The sequence below is a fragment of the Rheinheimera sp. WS51 genome, assembly GCF_050936095.1.
Lineage (GTDB): Bacteria > Pseudomonadota > Gammaproteobacteria > Enterobacterales > Alteromonadaceae > Alishewanella.
This window is the reverse complement of the sequence record NZ_JBOTRC010000010.1, coordinates 35,424-52,401: the sequence shown is the minus strand read 5'-3', so window position 1 is coordinate 52,401 and position 16,978 is coordinate 35,424. Positions and strand designations below refer to the sequence as shown.

At 41.9% G+C, this 16,978-nt stretch carries 14 protein-coding genes; 9 read left to right on the top strand and 5 right to left on the bottom strand.

Annotated elements, in window-relative coordinates:
• Positions 1-3 precede the first annotated feature (3 nt).
• On the bottom strand, positions 4-699 hold the full coding sequence (locus ACRCA4_RS11680) for a ComF family protein (RefSeq protein WP_433188655.1): 696 nt from the start codon (positions 697-699) through the stop codon (positions 4-6).
• Positions 700-755: 56 nt separating this feature from the next.
• Here ACRCA4_RS11680 and bioH point away from each other — a divergent pair, with 56 nt between their 5' ends.
• The 3 genes from bioH to ACRCA4_RS11665 all read left to right on the top strand — a co-directional run bounded on the left by bioH (position 756) and on the right by ACRCA4_RS11665 (position 2,587).
• The gene (gene bioH / locus ACRCA4_RS11675; RefSeq protein WP_433188652.1) at positions 756-1,517 is read left to right on the top strand and encodes a pimeloyl-ACP methyl ester esterase BioH; all 762 of its coding nucleotides are present in this window, start codon (positions 756-758) and stop codon (positions 1,515-1,517) included.
• A gap of 85 nt (positions 1,518-1,602) precedes the next feature.
• The gene (locus ACRCA4_RS11670) at positions 1,603-1,836 is read left to right on the top strand and encodes a hypothetical protein (RefSeq protein WP_433188649.1); all 234 of its coding nucleotides are present in this window, start codon (positions 1,603-1,605) and stop codon (positions 1,834-1,836) included.
• 1 nt (position 1,837) lies between these two features.
• On the top strand, positions 1,838-2,587 hold the full coding sequence (locus ACRCA4_RS11665) for a putative metalloprotease CJM1_0395 family protein (protein WP_433188646.1): 750 nt from the start codon (positions 1,838-1,840) through the stop codon (positions 2,585-2,587).
• Between the two features lie 66 nt (positions 2,588-2,653).
• On the opposite strand, the gene ACRCA4_RS11660 is transcribed toward ACRCA4_RS11665, so the two are convergent.
• Positions 2,654-4,963, bottom strand: a complete 2,310-nt coding sequence (locus ACRCA4_RS11660; RefSeq protein ID WP_433188643.1) for a Tex family protein — start codon at positions 4,961-4,963, stop codon at positions 2,654-2,656.
• Between the two features lie 293 nt (positions 4,964-5,256).
• Between ACRCA4_RS11660 and ompR the strand changes: the two genes are divergently transcribed.
• From ompR to ACRCA4_RS11640, 4 genes are all read left to right on the top strand, one after another.
• Entirely contained in the window at positions 5,257-5,982 is a 726-nt protein-coding gene (gene ompR, locus ACRCA4_RS11655; RefSeq protein WP_313907909.1) for an osmolarity response regulator transcription factor OmpR, read from the top strand.
• On the top strand, positions 5,983-7,296 hold the full coding sequence (envZ, locus tag ACRCA4_RS11650) for a two-component system sensor histidine kinase EnvZ (protein ID WP_433188638.1): 1,314 nt from the start codon (positions 5,983-5,985) through the stop codon (positions 7,294-7,296).
• Between the two features lie 293 nt (positions 7,297-7,589).
• Positions 7,590-11,333: a S8 family serine peptidase gene (locus ACRCA4_RS11645; protein WP_433188635.1), complete on the top strand. Its 3,744-nt coding sequence runs from the start codon at positions 7,590-7,592 to the stop codon at positions 11,331-11,333.
• A gap of 79 nt (positions 11,334-11,412) precedes the next feature.
• Positions 11,413-11,820: a hypothetical protein gene (locus ACRCA4_RS11640; RefSeq protein WP_433188633.1), complete on the top strand. Its 408-nt coding sequence runs from the start codon at positions 11,413-11,415 to the stop codon at positions 11,818-11,820.
• Here ACRCA4_RS11640 and rrtA read toward each other — a convergent pair.
• The 3 genes from rrtA to hslR all read right to left on the bottom strand — a co-directional run bounded on the left by rrtA (position 11,788) and on the right by hslR (position 13,692).
• Positions 11,788-12,306 (bottom strand): rhombosortase, encoded by a 519-nt coding sequence (gene rrtA / locus ACRCA4_RS11635; protein WP_433188630.1) that lies wholly within the window; start codon positions 12,304-12,306, stop codon positions 11,788-11,790. The two genes, ACRCA4_RS11640 and rrtA, sit on opposite strands and share 33 nt — an antisense overlap.
• Before the next feature lie 108 nt (positions 12,307-12,414).
• The gene (gene hslO / locus ACRCA4_RS11630; protein WP_433188627.1) at positions 12,415-13,269 is read right to left on the bottom strand and encodes an Hsp33 family molecular chaperone HslO; all 855 of its coding nucleotides are present in this window, start codon (positions 13,267-13,269) and stop codon (positions 12,415-12,417) included.
• 9 nt (positions 13,270-13,278) lie between these two features.
• The gene (gene hslR, locus ACRCA4_RS11625) at positions 13,279-13,692 is read right to left on the bottom strand and encodes a ribosome-associated heat shock protein Hsp15 (protein WP_433188624.1); all 414 of its coding nucleotides are present in this window, start codon (positions 13,690-13,692) and stop codon (positions 13,279-13,281) included.
• A gap of 170 nt (positions 13,693-13,862) precedes the next feature.
• On the opposite strand from hslR, the gene gspC reads away from it, so the two are divergent.
• Positions 13,863-14,813, top strand: coding sequence for a type II secretion system protein GspC (gene gspC / locus ACRCA4_RS11620; protein WP_433188621.1), 951 nt, complete (start codon positions 13,863-13,865; stop codon positions 14,811-14,813).
• A gap of 27 nt (positions 14,814-14,840) precedes the next feature.
• On the top strand, positions 14,841-16,976 hold the full coding sequence (gspD, locus tag ACRCA4_RS11615; RefSeq protein ID WP_433188618.1) for a type II secretion system secretin GspD: 2,136 nt from the start codon (positions 14,841-14,843) through the stop codon (positions 16,974-16,976).
• Positions 16,977-16,978: the final 2 nt, after the last annotated feature.

Here is a 16,978-nt window from a genome sequence, read left to right as displayed (position 1 = left end):
TTGTTAATCTAAAACCGTAACGGCTAAAGTCCATAAGCTAATATGGCTGACGCCGTTACGTTTTAATAGTCGACACACTTCATTTGCTGTTGCGCCTGTTGTAACCACGTCATCAATTAATGCAACATGTGGAGGTAAAGTAGCACCAGCTTTTAAGCAGAATGCTTGCTTTAAATTATGCTGCCGCTGTTTGCGGTTTAAGCCTACTTGGGCTGTATTTCTATGTTGGCGCTCTAGTACATGCAGTAAGGGTATATTAAATTGCTTAGCTGCCACTGTTGCTAAAATTTCAGCTTGATTAAAGCCTCGAATACGTTGTTTAGCTGGATGCATAGGCACATATAGAATAGCATCAGGCAACATATCTGCGTGATGATGGTACTGTTGGAGTAATTGGCTAAATTGTTGTTGTAAAAGTTCACCTGCGCCATGGTTTGCAAAGAATTTCCATTGTTGGATCCAGTGTTGGTAAGGCTGGCCGTAATAGTCTAAGGCAAGTAGTTGCTGAAATAGTGGTTGTTTAAGGCTTTTGTTTACTACTGGTAAGCTAAGCAGATTATAATGGCATAATGTTAAAGGCAGCTTAGGTAAGGCTTGCTGACAATCGTTGCATAGCTGATGTTGTGCTGACTGCACGGGCAAAGCGCACCATAAACAAGGCGAAGGTAGAATAAGGTGCCAGTAATGACGTAACGTCATCACTATCTGCGCTATCTTAATCAATTAACCATTTAACTTATAACAAAAAATTAACTATGAATAAGACTAGCACATCTAAATTACCAACGCTGGTATTGTTGCATGGCTGGGGCGTTAACCAAGCGGTGTGGCAAAGTACAAAGCGCGCTTTAGCTGAGACGGTAAATGTAATTACCCTAGATCTGCCAGGCTTTGGTGCTGAACGGCAGTTTCCTCAGCCTTACCAACTAGAGCAAGTTATAGAGCAACTCGCCAGTAAAATACCAGATCAAAGTTATGTTTATGGTTGGTCGTTAGGTGGCTTAATAGCCACGGCATTGGCAGATAAATACCCTAATAAAGTGAAACAATTAGGCTTAATTGCCGCATCACCTTGCTTTTTAGCTCAAGCTAATTGGCCCGGTATGGCAGAGCAGGTGATGCAACAATTTGCTCAGGCTTTAAGTAAAAATCTTAGTTTAACGATAGAGCGTTTCTTGGCTATTCAAGCTTTGGGTAGCGATAGCGCCAGAGCAGATATTAAAACGTTAAAACAAGCTATTCTGGCGTACCCAGAGCCTGAGGCTGCTGCTGTATCTGGTGCTTTATCTTTACTTAGTACTACTGATTTACGACAGAGACTGCAGCAATTAAAGATGCCTATAGTTGGCTGTTTTGGTCGGTTAGACTCTTTGGTGCCAATTGCAATTTTGCCTGTTTTACAGCAATTAAAACCAACTATACAGGCTACGACGATAGCTGCGGCTTCACATGCGCCTTTTATTTCACATCCAGATCTTTTTATTCGTTGGCTTAAGGCGTCGTTGCAACCGGTTTAACAAAGCAACTGGCTTTTCAGTTGAAAATGGTTAATAATTAACCATTGAAACACTAAGCTAAATATATTCTTCTAAGGTGGTTAATATGGATGTAAAGTCTGCATTTATATCTGGTGTGCAAGGTTATCAAAGTGCTGTTAACAGCGCGACGACAGCCACTCGTGCTATTAATCAGCCTGACTCTACTCAAGCAGGATCTAGCTCGTTAACAACAAGTGTAGTGCAATTAAAACAAGCCGAATTAGCGGCACAGGCTAATGCGCGTTCAATTACAGCTGCCGATCAAATGCTTGGTTCGGTGATTGATATACGGGTTTAATATGATTACCTCGCACTATCCAAATGTCAGCATTAACACGGCGAACCCGCTTACTGAACAGGCTAGGGTTGATAACTCGCGGCTTGATTTATTTTCTCCAGTAAAATCAACGGAAAAATCGGCTGCAGAAAAGCCCGTTACGGCTGATGATAAATCAACAAGTAAGGGTACTGATCAGCGTCGCTCTGATGCGACAGATAATAGTGCTGATACTTATCAAGCTATTAATCCCCGTTCAAAGCAAAACTCTGAGCAAGAAGCAAAACAAGATCAGCAAGCAGAAGCTAAACAAAAGCAGGCTGAAGCTGCTGAGTTAAAGCAAGTTGAGAAGTTAAAAGCGAGAGACCTTGAGGTTAAAACGCATGAGCAAGCGCATGCTAGTGTTGGTGGAAGCTATGCCGCAGCACCTAGCTATAGTTATGAGCAAGGGCCAGATGGTAAGCGGTACGCTGTAGGTGGGGAAGTGCAAATTGATATTGCCCCTGTTGCCAATGATCCTAAGGCTACTGTTGCCAAAATGCAGCAAGTGCAAGCTGCCGCCTTAGCTCCGGCTCAACCTTCTTCTGCCGATTTAGCAATAGCCGCCAAAGCGGCACAGCAAGCCCAGCAGGCCCGAGCTGAACTTACCGCTGAGAATGCAAGCCATGCTGCAGCAGATAAAGGCATACAAAAACGGCGTGAAGTTATTTCCGGCTTTTATCAACAAGCAACATCACCACATCAACAGCATAGCCTGACGCAAACCGCGTAAAGATTCTCTAGCTATTCACACATAAGCGCGCCATTAACCCGCTGCTGCTGGCTAATGGCGAACAGGTTATTTCTTTAATTTAGCAAAGGCTTCTGCAAAAGCATTGCCCATAGCCGCATTGTTATCTTGTGGCTTCTGTGGCCTTGATGCTGGTTTTCTGTGTTGTGGTTTTGCTGAAGCTTGTGCCGGCTTAGCCGCTTGGGCAACAGGCTGCTCGTCTAAGCGCATGGTTAGTGCAATGCGCTTGCGTTCCACTTCGACATCAAGCACTTTAACTTTAACTATGTCACCTGCTTTGACAACATCATGTGGATCACTAACAAATTTATCGGTGAGTGAAGAAATATGCACTAAACCATCTTGGTGGACGCCAATATCGACAAAGGCACCAAAGTTAGTCACATTTGTTACCACACCTTCTAATTGCATACCGGGCTTTAAATCTTTTAAAGTTTCAACACCCTCTTTAAAGTTCGCCGTTTTAAACTCAGGGCGGGGATCTCGGCCTGGTTTCTCTAACTCTTTCAGAATATCGCTAATGGTTGGGATACCAAAATGCTCATCGGCAAAGTCGGCAGCATTAATGCTATTTAAAAACTCTCGGTTGCCAATAACTTGTTCAACTGTTTTTTGTTGGGCCTGAAGAATTTTTTCAACCAATGGATAAGCTTCAGGATGCACAGAGGAGGCATCTAACGCATTAGCGCCATTAGTTATCCGTAAAAAACCGGCCGCTTGTTCAAAGGCTTTTGGCCCTAAACGAGGCACTTTCAATAGTTGTTTACGTTCATTAAAGCGGCCATTGCTATCTCTAAATTGAATAATATTTTGGGCTAAGGTTTTATTTAAGCCGGCCACTTTAGTTAATAAAGCCGCAGAGGCGGTATTTAAATCTACACCAACGGCGTTAACGCAGTCTTCAACTACGGCATCTAATGAGCGAGTTAATAAGCTTTGGTTAACATCATGCTGGTATTGACCAACGCCAATGGCTTTTGGCTCGATTTTAACTAATTCAGCTAAAGGATCTTGTAAGCGACGGCCAATCGATACCGCACCACGCAATGATACATCTAAATTAGGAAATTCAGCTGCGGCAAATTCTGAGGCTGAATAAATTGAGGCGCCTGCTTCAGACACCATAATTTTTTGCAGGTTTTGCTCTGGTAGGGCTTTAATAACATCTGCGGCTAATTTATCTGTTTCGCGCGACGCTGTGCCATTACCAATGGCAATTAGAGCAATTTTATGTTGTTGGCATAATAAACTTAAAGTTCGTACTGACTTATCCCATAAGTTCTGTGGCGCATGAGGGAAAATAGTCGTATGCGCTAATAATTTGCCGGTTTCATCAATGGCGGTTACTTTTACGCCAGTGCGTAAACCCGGATCTAGCGCTAAAGTGCGACGCATACCTGCTGGGGCGGCCATTAATAAGTCTTTTAAGTTGCGGGCAAAAACGTTAATGGCTTCAATTTCAGCTTTTTCTCGTAACTCACTAAGAAGATCGTTTTCTAAATGTAAATGCAGTTTTACCTTCCAAGTCCATTGCACTGCCGTAAGTAAAAAGCTGTCACTAGCACGGCCTTTATCGGCAATATCAAAGTGATCGGCTACCATTTTCTGACACACCGCATGCGCGGTTTCTTCATTGCTATCGGGGATAAGCTGTAAGGCTAACACGCCCTCGTTGCGGCCTCTAAACATGGCTAAAGCACGATGTGATGGCACATTTTTCCAACTTTCACTGTGAGCGAAGTAATCACGGAACTTAGCACCTTCTTGTTCTTTACCTGCGACAACAGTACTTTTAAGTTGGCCATGTTGGGCAAGATGACGGCGAAGTTGGGCTAATAGGTTGGCGTCTTCAGCAAAACGTTCCATTAAAATATATTTAACGCCCTCTAATACTGCTTTGCTATCGGCATAGCCAGCATCGCTATTAATAAAGGCTTGGGCTTCTGTTTCTGGGTTGAGCTCAGGCTGCTGTTGAATGCGGTTTGCTAAAGGCTCTAAACCGGCCTCAATGGCCATTTGGCCTTTAGTGCGGCGCTTAGCTTTATAAGGAAGATATAAGTCTTCTAAACGGGTTTTATTATCTGCGTCTTCTAATTGCTGTTTTAGCTCTGGGCTTAATTTACCTTGCTCGTCAATGGTACGAATAATAACTTGGCGACGATCTTCTAGTTCGCGTAAATAGGTTAAGCGCTGTTCTAGAAGCCGTAACTGCGTATCATCTAAGCCGCCAGTAGCTTCTTTACGGTATCGAGCAATAAAAGGAACGGTAGCGCCATCATCAAGCAGCTGTATAGCCGCAGCAACTTGTGCGGCTTTAGCTGTGATTTCGTTAGCAATGGTATTAACAATCAAAGACATAAAAGGATTCCTAGTGCAGTGCCAACAAAGACAGTGCCGATAAATATAAACTGATAGTGCAATTGTCTACTTTCAGTTAAATAAAAGCCATTTAACAATGCAGAAATTCATTGGTAATTCGCTTTACCATAACGTCTAGCAAGCTAGTTAGGCATTCTAATGGTGCTGAAAATAGTAAAATTCAAGCGCTAAACTTGGATTAGACAAACTTTGTAACACAAATGAGCTGCTGTTATGGCTCGTTAATAGATTGTTTTAGTTTATAGTAAGACAAAAATGTAGAGGATTAAGTGATGACAGTAACTGAAACATCAAAAGTGCTAGTGGTTGATGACGATGTACGGTTGCGCGCCTTATTAGAGCGTTATTTAGTTGAGCAGGGTTACATAGTGCGCAGCGTTGGCAATTATGAGCAAATGCAGCGTGTGATGGAGCGAGAAAATTTTCATCTAATTGTATTAGATCTTATGTTGCCTGGTGAAGATGGACTGTCAATCTGCCGTCGGTTACGTCAGCAAGAAAATGAAATCCCAATTATTATGCTAACAGCTAAAGGTGATGAGGTTGATAGGATAATAGGCTTAGAGATGGGCGCAGATGATTATTTACCGAAACCTTTTAACCCAAGAGAATTATTGGCCCGAATTCGTGCCGTTATGCGGCGTAAAGTAAAAGAGCTTCCTGGCGCGCCTAGCCAATTAGAAAGTATCGTTGAATTTGGCCCATTTAAGTTTAATTTAGCCACTCGCGAGATGTATAAAGGTGACACCTTATTGGCTTTAACCAGCGGTGAATATGCTGTGCTTAAGGTCTTGGTTAGCCACCCTCGTGAGCCATTATCGCGTGATAAGCTGATGAACCAAGCGAGAGGGCGCGATTATTCAGCAATGGAGCGCAGTATTGATGTTCAGGTGTCTCGCCTACGGCGCATGTTAGAAGATGACGCTGCTAACCCCAGATATATTCAAACTGTTTGGGGCTTAGGCTATGTTTTTGTACCAGACGGTAGCGTTAGTTAAATGCGTTTAGTGCCACGCAGTGCCTTTGGTCAAACCGTATTTTTAATTGCGATGTTGCTGCTTATTAATCAGCTAGTGTCGTATATATCTGTTGCTGTTTATGTCATTAAGCCAAGTACTCAGCAGATCACCCATTTAATTGCTAAACAAATTAAGGGGGTGTTTGTTGATCTAGATAATCCACAGCAGCTAATAACAGCGCCGACAAAATCGAGACCTCAACAGGTAACAGGCATTGAAATTTTCACTGAGGAAACAGCGATATTATATGGCTTAAACGAAGCGCGTTATTACGCTTATTTTTCTGATTTGATGTCAAAAGAGTTAGATCACCCAGCTGAAGTGAGAGTAGGGCAAGGTAGAGCTTATGCCTTTTGGGTGAAGCTAACTGATGCGCCAAGTTACTGGATAAAAGTTCCTTTAACTGGCTTAGATGAAACAGATTTTTCGCCCCTGACTTTTTATCTTCTGCTCATTGGTGTCTTAAGTGTGGGGGGAGCTTGGCTATTTGCGCGGCAACTAAACCGGCCGCTAAAAAGCTTACAGCAAGCGGCAATACAAGTTGGCCGAGGAGAGTTTCCTAAGCCTTTGGCAGAACAAAAAGGCTCAACAGAAATAATAGCGGTAACCAAAGCCTTTAACTATATGGCTAGGGGTATCCAGCAATTAGAACAAGACCGTGCATTGTTAATGGCGGGGGTATCTCATGATTTACGTACACCGCTAACAAGAATACGTTTAGCCTCAGAAATGATGCAAGAGCAAGATAGCTGGGTGCGAGATGGCATTATTAATGATATTGAAGATATGAATGCCATTATTGATCAGTTTATTGATTATTTACGGCATCATACAGAAGAGCCTACAGAAAAAGTAAATATAAATAGTTTAATTCAGGAGCTGGTTCAAGCAGAGCTAGTGCAACAGCGTGATATCAGGACAGACTTAGCCACCTTTTTACCAGATGCTTATTTGCGACGTATCGCCATCAAAAGGCTATTAAATAATTTATTAGAAAATGCTTTGCGTTATAGCGAAGGAGCTATAGAAATTAGCAGTGGTATTGAGCGTAAAAATAAACGATTGTATATACAAGTGAGGGATCACGGGCCAGGAATACCGGCTGAAAAAGTACAGTCGATGTTTGAACCTTTCACTCAAGGCGATAAAGCTCGCGGAGGCAGTGGGTCAGGTTTAGGCCTAGCGATAATTAAAAAAATTGTTGATATGCATCAGGGAGAAATCGAGCTTTATAACCATAAAGAGGGAGGCTTGGTGGTGCGAGTCTATTTACCGATAGGAAAGAGGCTGTAATAAACTTGACGCTTTAATGTAATGCTGAGTTGACACTTCGATTAAATACCTTAAAAGTTCTGGTTGTTAAATTAACCTGTAACTTCAAGTTCACTAGTTACTTTTGTTTTTAATTATGATATCAAATACATCTGTGTTGTAAAAAACATAGCTGTTGTTAACAGTTTAATTAAATCTTGGTCTAGTGAGGCGCTAGATTGTAAAAAGTGATGCATCGCAGAATGTACAAGCTTTTAAGCAATATCACTATATAGCCTGATTTAAAAATTATAATAAAAAGAGGTTTTAAAATTATGCAGTCTAAATCCAGGGCACTGCCAAAAATGACGGTGTTAGCCGCATTTGTTGCATCAACAATTTCTTATGGCACGTTAGCAAATACGTTAACGGCTTCACCTATGAATGCAGGTCCAGTACAAACGCAACTTGATACCAATTATAAAAAAGTAGCAAGAACAGCCGCTGAACGTCAGTATCCAACGTATTATATTGTTCAATTAGAAGACGCGCCTGTTTCTACATATAGCGGTGGTGTACGTGGTTATGCCCCAACTAGCAAAGAATTTACTAATAAAGATTATTTAGACACTCAGTCAGTTGAAGCTGTAGCTTATGGCGAATATTTAAAGGCTCGCCAAGCTGAAGTGGCTTCAGCCTTACAGTCTAAGTTTCCTTCATTAAATGTGCAGCGTAGCGTTAGCCTTACTTTAAACGGTTTAATTGTCAGCTTCCCAGGCGATGTTGATGTAAAGGCACAGCTGCAATCTGTACCTGGCGTTAAAAAAGTATATGAAAACGAAACTTTTTACGCTCATATGGACGCATCTTTAGATTTAATTAATGCGCCAGCAGTATGGGATCAAATTGGCGATCGTGATCGTGCTGGAGAAGGTGTTAAGGTTGCTGTAATTGATGGCGGTATTCGTGCCAAACACCCAATGTTTGCAAGCAATGGCCATACACGCCCAGAAGGCTTACCGACGGATGATTATTGCTCAGTTACAGATCCTGATTTTTGTAATGATAAATTAGTATTAGCACGTTACTACGCGCCAACAAGTGCTGTGCATCCTGATGAAACAATGACACCACTAGATTTAGGTGGTCATGGTACTCACGTTGCGGGTACAGCGGTAGGTAATGCAGTAAGTACTAATTACGTGGGGGTTGATGTTAATTTTTCTGGTGTAGCACCAGGCGCGACACTCATGGTATATAAAGCATTATTCGTTAACCCTGAAGGAAGGGGTACCGGCTCAGGTATTAACTTATTATCAGCTTTAGAAGACGCTGTTGCCGATGGTGCAGATGTTATTAATAACTCTTGGGGCGGCGGTGCTGGTGGCCACCCTGAAAACAGTTGGTATAAAGATGTATTTACCAATGCTGAAGCAGCAGGTGTGGTGTTAGTTACAGCAGCAGGTAACGATGGTCCAGGTGCTCAAACAATTGGTTGCCCAGGCTGTATTGAAGCAGGTATTACTGTAGCAAGTACGCAAACTGGTCGTAGCTTTGGTCATTTAGTTAGCGGACCTGGCGCAGACAATATTCCTGCCCGTCTTGGTACTGGTGACTTTACAATTACAGAAGATATTACGGCAACATTAATGCCAGCTATCAATGTTGATGAAGAAAATGGCCTTGGTTGTGCACCTTTCCCTGAAGAGTCATTAACTGATCAGATTGTTTTACTTTCTCGTGGTGAGTGTAGCTTTACTCAAAAAGCAGAAAATGCTCAAGCTGCAGGCGCTGTTGGTATGATCTTAGCGAATAATGCCCCAGGTGTAATTTTAATGTCTATGCCAGGCGCAACCTTACCAAGTGTATCTATTTTACAAGCAGATGGTGAGGCTATGTTAGCGGCTTGGCAAGAAGGTGATGAAGCGACTATCACTAAAAGCTTAAAGTTAACTAATACTGCAGCAGTTAATGCTATGTCAGACTTTAGTTCTCGAGGCCCTAATGGTGATAACAGTTTCTTAAAACCAGATATTGCTGCTCCAGGCTCTGATATTTTATCAGCTTACACACCTAGCAATGGTGAAGAGCAGTATGGTGTTATTTCTGGTACTTCTATGGCCAGCCCACATGTTGCGGGTGCTGCAGCATTATTACGCCAGTTACGCCCAGAGCTAAATGCGTTCCAAATTAAATCTATCTTAATGACCTCTAGTAACCCTGCGGTTAAGATGGAAGATTTAGTTGAGGCCGCCACGCCATTTGATCGTGGTGCGGGTTTATTGGATGTTGAAGCAGCTAACAATACGGCTATCAGCTTTGATAAGCCATCAATTGTATCAACAAGCTGTATTGCAACTTGTAGCTTTGAGCGCACAGTAACCAACTTAATGCCAGAAGATGGCGAGTGGACCGCGACGTTAGAGTTTGCCAGTGATAAATTAACGGGTGAAGTATCTACGCCTACTATTATGCTTTCAGCTAAGGGTGAAACTGAAGAAGAAGCAAGTACTGCAACTTTCACAGTAACAGTTGACTCGCGTTATGCTGATATTGGCTGGCAGTTTGGTCAAGTGGTCTTTACTGATGCTTCAGGTCAATATCCTGCAGCTCATTTACCTATTGCTGTAATGGCAAAACAAAGTGACGACAGCAGCATTATCACCACAACCCTTACTGCAGGTGAAGTTACTGCCGGTAACAACGTAAGCATGAATGCGCGCGCAGGCTATAGTGGTACTGATGAGGCTGTTACCCTAACTGTTAATATTCCAGAGGGAACGAACTTAGTTGATGAATCAGTAGTTACTGACAAAGTAATGGCTGAAGAGATTGATCTAACGATTTCAGAAGATAAGCGCGTTATTACTTGGACTGGTACTATTAGTAATGATCCAGGTGTACAGTCGATAGAAAGTGCACCAGAGTTCCCATTTGCGGGTCAAAAATTATCAGATATAGTTGCTGACTCGCCAACGCTGCCATGTGAAAGTTCACGTTGTGATGAAACTCCGTTTGATTTCCCTATCGGTAATTATGGTGGCTTTATTTGGAACGGTCAGTTAGTTGAAGCTATGACCATTTCACCTAATGGCTTTATTACAGCTGCACCGCAAGACTATACACTTTCATATATCAATGAAAGGCTGCCTAACGCTGATGATATTAATGCTATGATTGCGCCGTTATGGGCTGATTTAATTATCGGTGCTGAATACGGTGGTCAGGCGAACTATAATCTTCTTACAGAAGATGAAGACACTACTTGGTTTGTTATGGAGTGGGAAGATGTAACTGAAGCTCAATTTGATGACGACTATAATCCAATTGTTGACCCAACTGCAGATCGTTTTACTTTCTCAATCTGGATTAAGTTAGGTACTGAGGAAGTTTACTTTAACTACATTGATATGCCGGCTATGCCAACCTGGGCAACTGTTGGTATAGAAGATATCACAGGGACTAAAGGTACTTCTTATTACTATGATGGTGAAGGTACGGCTCCGGTATCAGGTCAAGCTTTACGCGCTAATATGGTAGAAGGAGCTAAAGGCTCGGTTGTTGTTAATTATGATCTGGCGGAAGTGAGTTTTGGTACTGCTAACGATGTTAGTGTTGAAACCTTTGAGCAAGATCCAGTTGCAATTGATTTATCAACTGAATTTACTACTGGTACTAAGCGTTTATTATCTGAGGTGAGCTTAACAACAAGTGAAGATACACTTAGAGCAATTAAGCCATTTGATATTTTACCAGCAGAAGATGCAGTGATTACAATTGCCACTAACCCTGCGAATGGTACATTAACGCCAATTACGACAACATCTGATGAAGATGAAGAGACAGTAGTCGGCTTTAGTTATACTGCCAATGCTGACTTTGGTGGTGTTGATACATTTACTTACTATGTAGCTAATGCTGAAGGTGTTAAAACCAATGAAGCAACGGTTTCAATCGATGTTTCTGTAACACCTCCTAAGAGTAGCAAAAAATGGTATGAAGGTAGCTTTGGTGCTGTAATGGCATTGTTTGCTTTACCATTAGTATGGTTACGCCGTCGCCGTACAGCTGCTAAGTAAACTAATTTAGTTTTCTAGCAGTAATATAAAAAAGGGGCTTTTAGCCCCTTTTTTGATTGAGTAATAAAAGGAAAAATAAATGGTAACAACACAAAATAAACTAGTGACTATTGTTGCTATGGTAGCAATATTGCTTTTCATAGGGTGTCAGCCAAAAACTGAACTAAAAGAACAGCAAAATACAGTACAGCAACTTAAAGAATTAGAAAGTGAAATTAAGACGTTAATTAATAGTCCCATAGCGCTTGCTGAATCAAGTTGCAAGATTATTACTTTAAAAAGCGCAGACTGCGAACATGCACCTAAACAACTGCTGTATTCAACTGAAAATACAAATGAGAAAGCACTAGCGCCCTTAGTTGAACAGTATAATCAGTTAGTGATGTCGCAACGTAGTAAAGACCAGTTAAGCTGTGACGTGCAACCTAAGCTGACAGCAATTTTAGATAAAGATCTATGTGTTCCGGTTGAATATGCGACCGAATAAGTAATGACAACAAGCAATACATAGCGCACTTGCGACACCAAAAAAGTGCGCTGCGGTTGCTAACGGATTTGCATTTATAGCCGTAATTTGAAGTGGACCAATAAAAAACTCATAAGTTGCTTTTGCAATAATGGCCATCAGTATTAAGCGTGAAAATGTTTTTTGCTGCATAACATCTTGTGCTGCGCCCCAAGTAAATATGCCGTAGAGCACACCAGAAAAACCAATGTAATAGTTAATTTCTGGAGCAAAGAAAAGCATACCTGTACTACAACTCAGTGCAATAATGGGCAGGAGCCATAGGTACCGAAAACCTGCAAGATTCTCAGCAAATAATAACCAGGCTACGGACAACCCCGCTAGGTTGAGTAATAAATGATGCAGACGAAGGTGGATAAATTGCCCTGTTAGTAGCCGCCACCATTGAAAAGCGTCTAATGCCGCACGGTCATAGGTTAACCAGTCAAGCAATGTGTTGGGTAACATAAACAGTAGGCAAAGCAAGGCCGCTATACAGACTGTTGGCAGTGTATAGCGGCTTGCTAGGGGGAGCGTTAAACCCATTGTTAGTGAAGTTGCAGCATAAGCATTGCTTTAATCATCAAGCTTTTTACTTATTTGCTCTAAATCTGCTTGATTAAACACATAGTTATTTTGGCAATAATCACAACTTATCTCTAATTTTCCTTCTGCTATATGCTCGTTAATCACTTCTTTGCCTAAGCTTATAATAGCAGCTTCAGATTTCTCTCTTGAACAACCACAAACAAAACTAACCGCTTGAGGGTTAAATAATTCAATGTTTTCTTCGTGATATAACCGATAAAGCAATTTTTCAACGGGTAAGTTTAAGGTCTCATCTGCTGTAAGTGTATTGCTTAATATAGTTAACTCTTCAAAATCAATTTTGGCTTGCTGCTGATTAACAGGTAGTACTTGCAGCATAAAGCCAGCAGCACGGCAGTGTTCACTTTGGATGTCGGTATATAGGTAAAGGCGAGTAGGCAACTGTTCCGATTGAGCAAAATAGGTTTCAAGGGTATGGGTTAAACTATCGCCGGTTAATGGAATAATGCCTTGATAGCGTTCCCCTTGATTTGGCGTAATAGTAACAAGCATATGGCCGTTACCAACAAGTTCACGAAAACTATCGCCTTGTAACTCAGACTGCATTCTAGCAATGCCGCGAAATTGCTGTTGATCACTGCCATTTACCGCAGCAAAACGCAGCGGACCATCGCCTTGCACCTGTACTGCAATTTCACCCTCAAACTTAAGCGTAGCAGTAAGCAAACTGGTTGCGGCTACAAGCTCAGCTAATAACTTTTTTACAGGTAAGGAGTAATCATGATTCAACAACATGTTATCTAGGCTAGCTGATAACTGAACAAGCTCGCCACGGACATGTTTATCTTGAAATAGGAAACGGTATAAATTATCTGAAGTCATTGTATTCTCTTACTGCTGTGATTTTAATAAGAGTAGCTGACGCCGCTCTTTTTTATCGGGTTTAGTGTCAGGGTGTGGCGCGAATAAAGAATTCGTTTTGCGTAATTCGGCCCGGCGTAAACGTAAGTCTACACTTTCTGCGGTCTCAGTATACAAAGCTTGTGCTAATGGCGCTGATAAACGCTTTTCTGATAAGGCTTCAACTATTACCAGCTTTTCATCGGTACCTTGAGTTACTTTTACTGTTGCACCTATTTCAACAGTTTTACTAGCTTTGCAGCGCTGACCATTATAATGTACTTTACCGCCTTCGATCATGCTTTTTGCAAGTGCGCGGGTTTTATAAAAGCGACATGCCCATAGCCATTTATCTAGGCGGACTAAAGGCGCTTCGGCAGTTGTGTGTTTAGTATTTTGCTGCATAGTAGGTAATCTATTTACCACCCTAAATTAGCTATTATAGCGTCTAGCATACTATATGTGGGCAAATTCCTAAAAAAACAGGGTTACTTTATTGTAAAAAAACACACTCGGTCTTGTTGCTAACGAAACAACTGGGTAAGATAAAAACGAATTGAAAATAGAAGTGCGTAATGAAGCCGTTATTAAAACTAGAAAAAATCGGGCATCAGTTACAAAAAATGCCACTAAAAAACTTTCGGATGCTATTAAATGCGCTGTTATGCGTTTTATTGGCATGGCTATTGGCGCAGCTTAGTTGGCAGTTAGTGCCAATGCCGGTTAGCACTGAGACATTGGTCCCCCCTGCAGCGCGATTCACTGTTAATAAAAATAACCAAGTTGATCTAACGACGTTAGTTAGTTTTTCTTTATTTGGTAAAGCTGAACAAACTAAAACTGACAAAGCCGCTCCAGTAGAGGTTGTTACCGAAGCGCCTAAAACAAAGTTAAATGTTAAATTAACCGGGTTAGTTGCTATAGGCGATGCGCCAGACGTAGGCAGTGCCATTATCGATAGTCGAGGTGTTGAAGCTACTTATGCTATAGGCGATACAATCGAAGGGACTAACGCCGTATTAAAACAAGTACTTTATGACCGAGTTTTGATTCAACAAGCAGGCGCTTATGAAACGTTAATGCTAGATGGGATGGAGTATAGCAAGGTTACCCAAGCTAATGTCGGCTTAGGACGCAGTGATGACTTTAGTGATGAGCCGCCAGGTTTAAATGCGGCTCCTACAGTTGATATGATGGCTCCGGTAGAGGTAAATGATTTACTGGTAGAGCATCGAGAAGAATTAATGAAAGAGCCGATGAAGTTTTTTGATTATATTCGTGTATCACCAGAGCGAGATAAAGGCCAATTAATTGGTTATAAATTAACGCCAGGTAAAGACCCTGCGTTATTTGCGCAATTAGGTTTGCAAGCAGGTGATTTAGCCGTTGAAATAAACGGTATACGTTTAGATGATATGCAGCAGGCAATGGGCGCGATAAATGAGCTTCGTAATGCCCAAGAAGCCTCAATAAAAATAGAACGAGATGGGGAAACTAGAGATATTCTAGTAAATCTTTCGCAATAATAATAACAACTAATTGGTTATAATTTAATGAAATCATTGCAGCTTTCTTTACTTTCACGCCGCACAATGGCCAGCATTTTAGTTGCGGCCTCTCTTGCAATCGTGGCTCCTAGCGCTAGCGTAATTGCAGACGAGCCTGTGATGTACTCACCAAACTTTAAAGGTACTGATATCAACGAGTTTATTAATATCGTTGGTATGAACTTAAAGAAAACCATTATTGTTGATCCACAAGTCCGTGGCCGCATCAATGTTCGTAGTTACGAGATGCTTAACGAGCAGCAATACTATCAGTTCTTTCTAAATGTGCTGGAAGTGTATAGTTTTGCCGTAGTAGAAATGGAAAATGGCATCTTAAAAGTAGTAAGGAACAAAGATGCAAAGACCAGCAATATTCCTGTAGTAAGCGATGAGTACCCAGGCCAAGGTGATGAAATGGTCACCAGAGTGGTGCCTGTACGCAACGTATCTGTGCGAGATCTTGCGCCATTATTACGTCAATTCAGCAACCAAGCCGGTGGTGGTCATGTCGTGCATTACGACCCATCTAACGTAATTATGATGACAGGGCCCGCGGCTGTAGTGAATCGCTTAGTCGATATTATTCAGCGGGTAGATAAAGCCGGTGATCAAGAGTTAGAAATTGTAAAACTTGAATATGCCTCTGCCCCAGAAATTGTCCGTATTTTAGAGAGCATCTATAAAAGCCAAGGCAGGGGTGACCAGCCTGACTTCTTAGTGCCAAGGATTGTTGCTGATGAACGCACGAATAGCGTGATTGTCAGTGGTGAATTGCAAGCAAGACAACGGGTAATTGAATTAGCTAAACGGCTAGACTCAGAGCTTAAAACGAGTGGCAATACGCGCGTTTTCTATCTCAAATACGCTAAAGCAGAAGAATTAGTACCAGTATTAAAAGGGGTAAGTGAGTCTATTGTCGCCGAAGTAGAAGGTGGGCAATCTGCCGCAGGTGGTCCTGCTGGTGCCAGGCGCTCGGCTAATAGTGGCACACGCTCTATTAGTATTGAAGCCCATAACGATAGCAATAGCCTAGTTATCACTGCGCAACCCGATATGATGCGCTCTTTAGAAGAAGTGTTACGCCAACTAGATATTCGTCGTGCTCAAGTACTAGTAGAAGCTATTATCGTAGAAGTATTTGAAGGTGATGGTACCGATTTAGGCGTGCAATGGCTTAATGCAAATGGCGGCGGTACAAACTTTAATAATGGTAACACGGTTTCTATTATTGATGTCGCAGCTGGCGCAGCAGTTGCGTCGCAAGTCACTCGCGGTACGACTACCACTTCGCGTGATCCCACTACAGGTGAATTAATTACAACCACAACAGCAGATAGTAATCGTGACTATAGTGTTCTAGCTGCTGCGCTACAAGGGTTGAATGGCGCCATGATGGGTTTCTATAAAGGCGACTGGGCCGCGATAATACAAGCCGTACGCACTAGTACCAATTCGAATGTACTTGCCACGCCACATATTACTACGATGGACAACCAAGAAGCCTTTTTCTTAGTTGGCCAAGAAGTGCCGGTTATTACCGGCTCAACTACCGGTGCGAATAACACTAACCCATTTCAACAAGTGCAACGTCAAGAAGTGGGAATTAAGTTAAAAGTTACGCCACAAATTAATGAAGGTAATGCAGTTCAGTTAACCATAGAGCAGGAAGTTTCAAGCATTGGTGGCGCTACTGCAGTTGATATTACAATTAACAAGCGTGAAATTAAAACAACGGTTATGGCCGATGATGGCGCCACTGTTGTGCTAGGCGGTTTAATTGATGAAGACGTGCAAGAAAGCGAATCTAAAGTGCCATTATTGGGAGATATTCCAATTTTAGGTCATTTATTTAAATCTACTAGCGTAACGAAGCAAAAACGTAACTTAATGGTGTTTATTAAGGCAACCATAGTTCGTGAAGGCTCAGCTATTTCTGGCATATCTAAAACAAAATACAACTATATTCGCGCCGAGCAGTTAAAGCGTGAAGAAGAAGGTATTCGCTTAATGCCACGATCTAAACAAGTTGTATTGCCAGAGTGGAACGACTCATTAGAGTTGCCACCGACCTTTGATGAATATATGCAGTCTGAACAAAAAGAAGGCTTGCCAGCTCAGAATGTTGAAGGAAAGCAAGACTAATG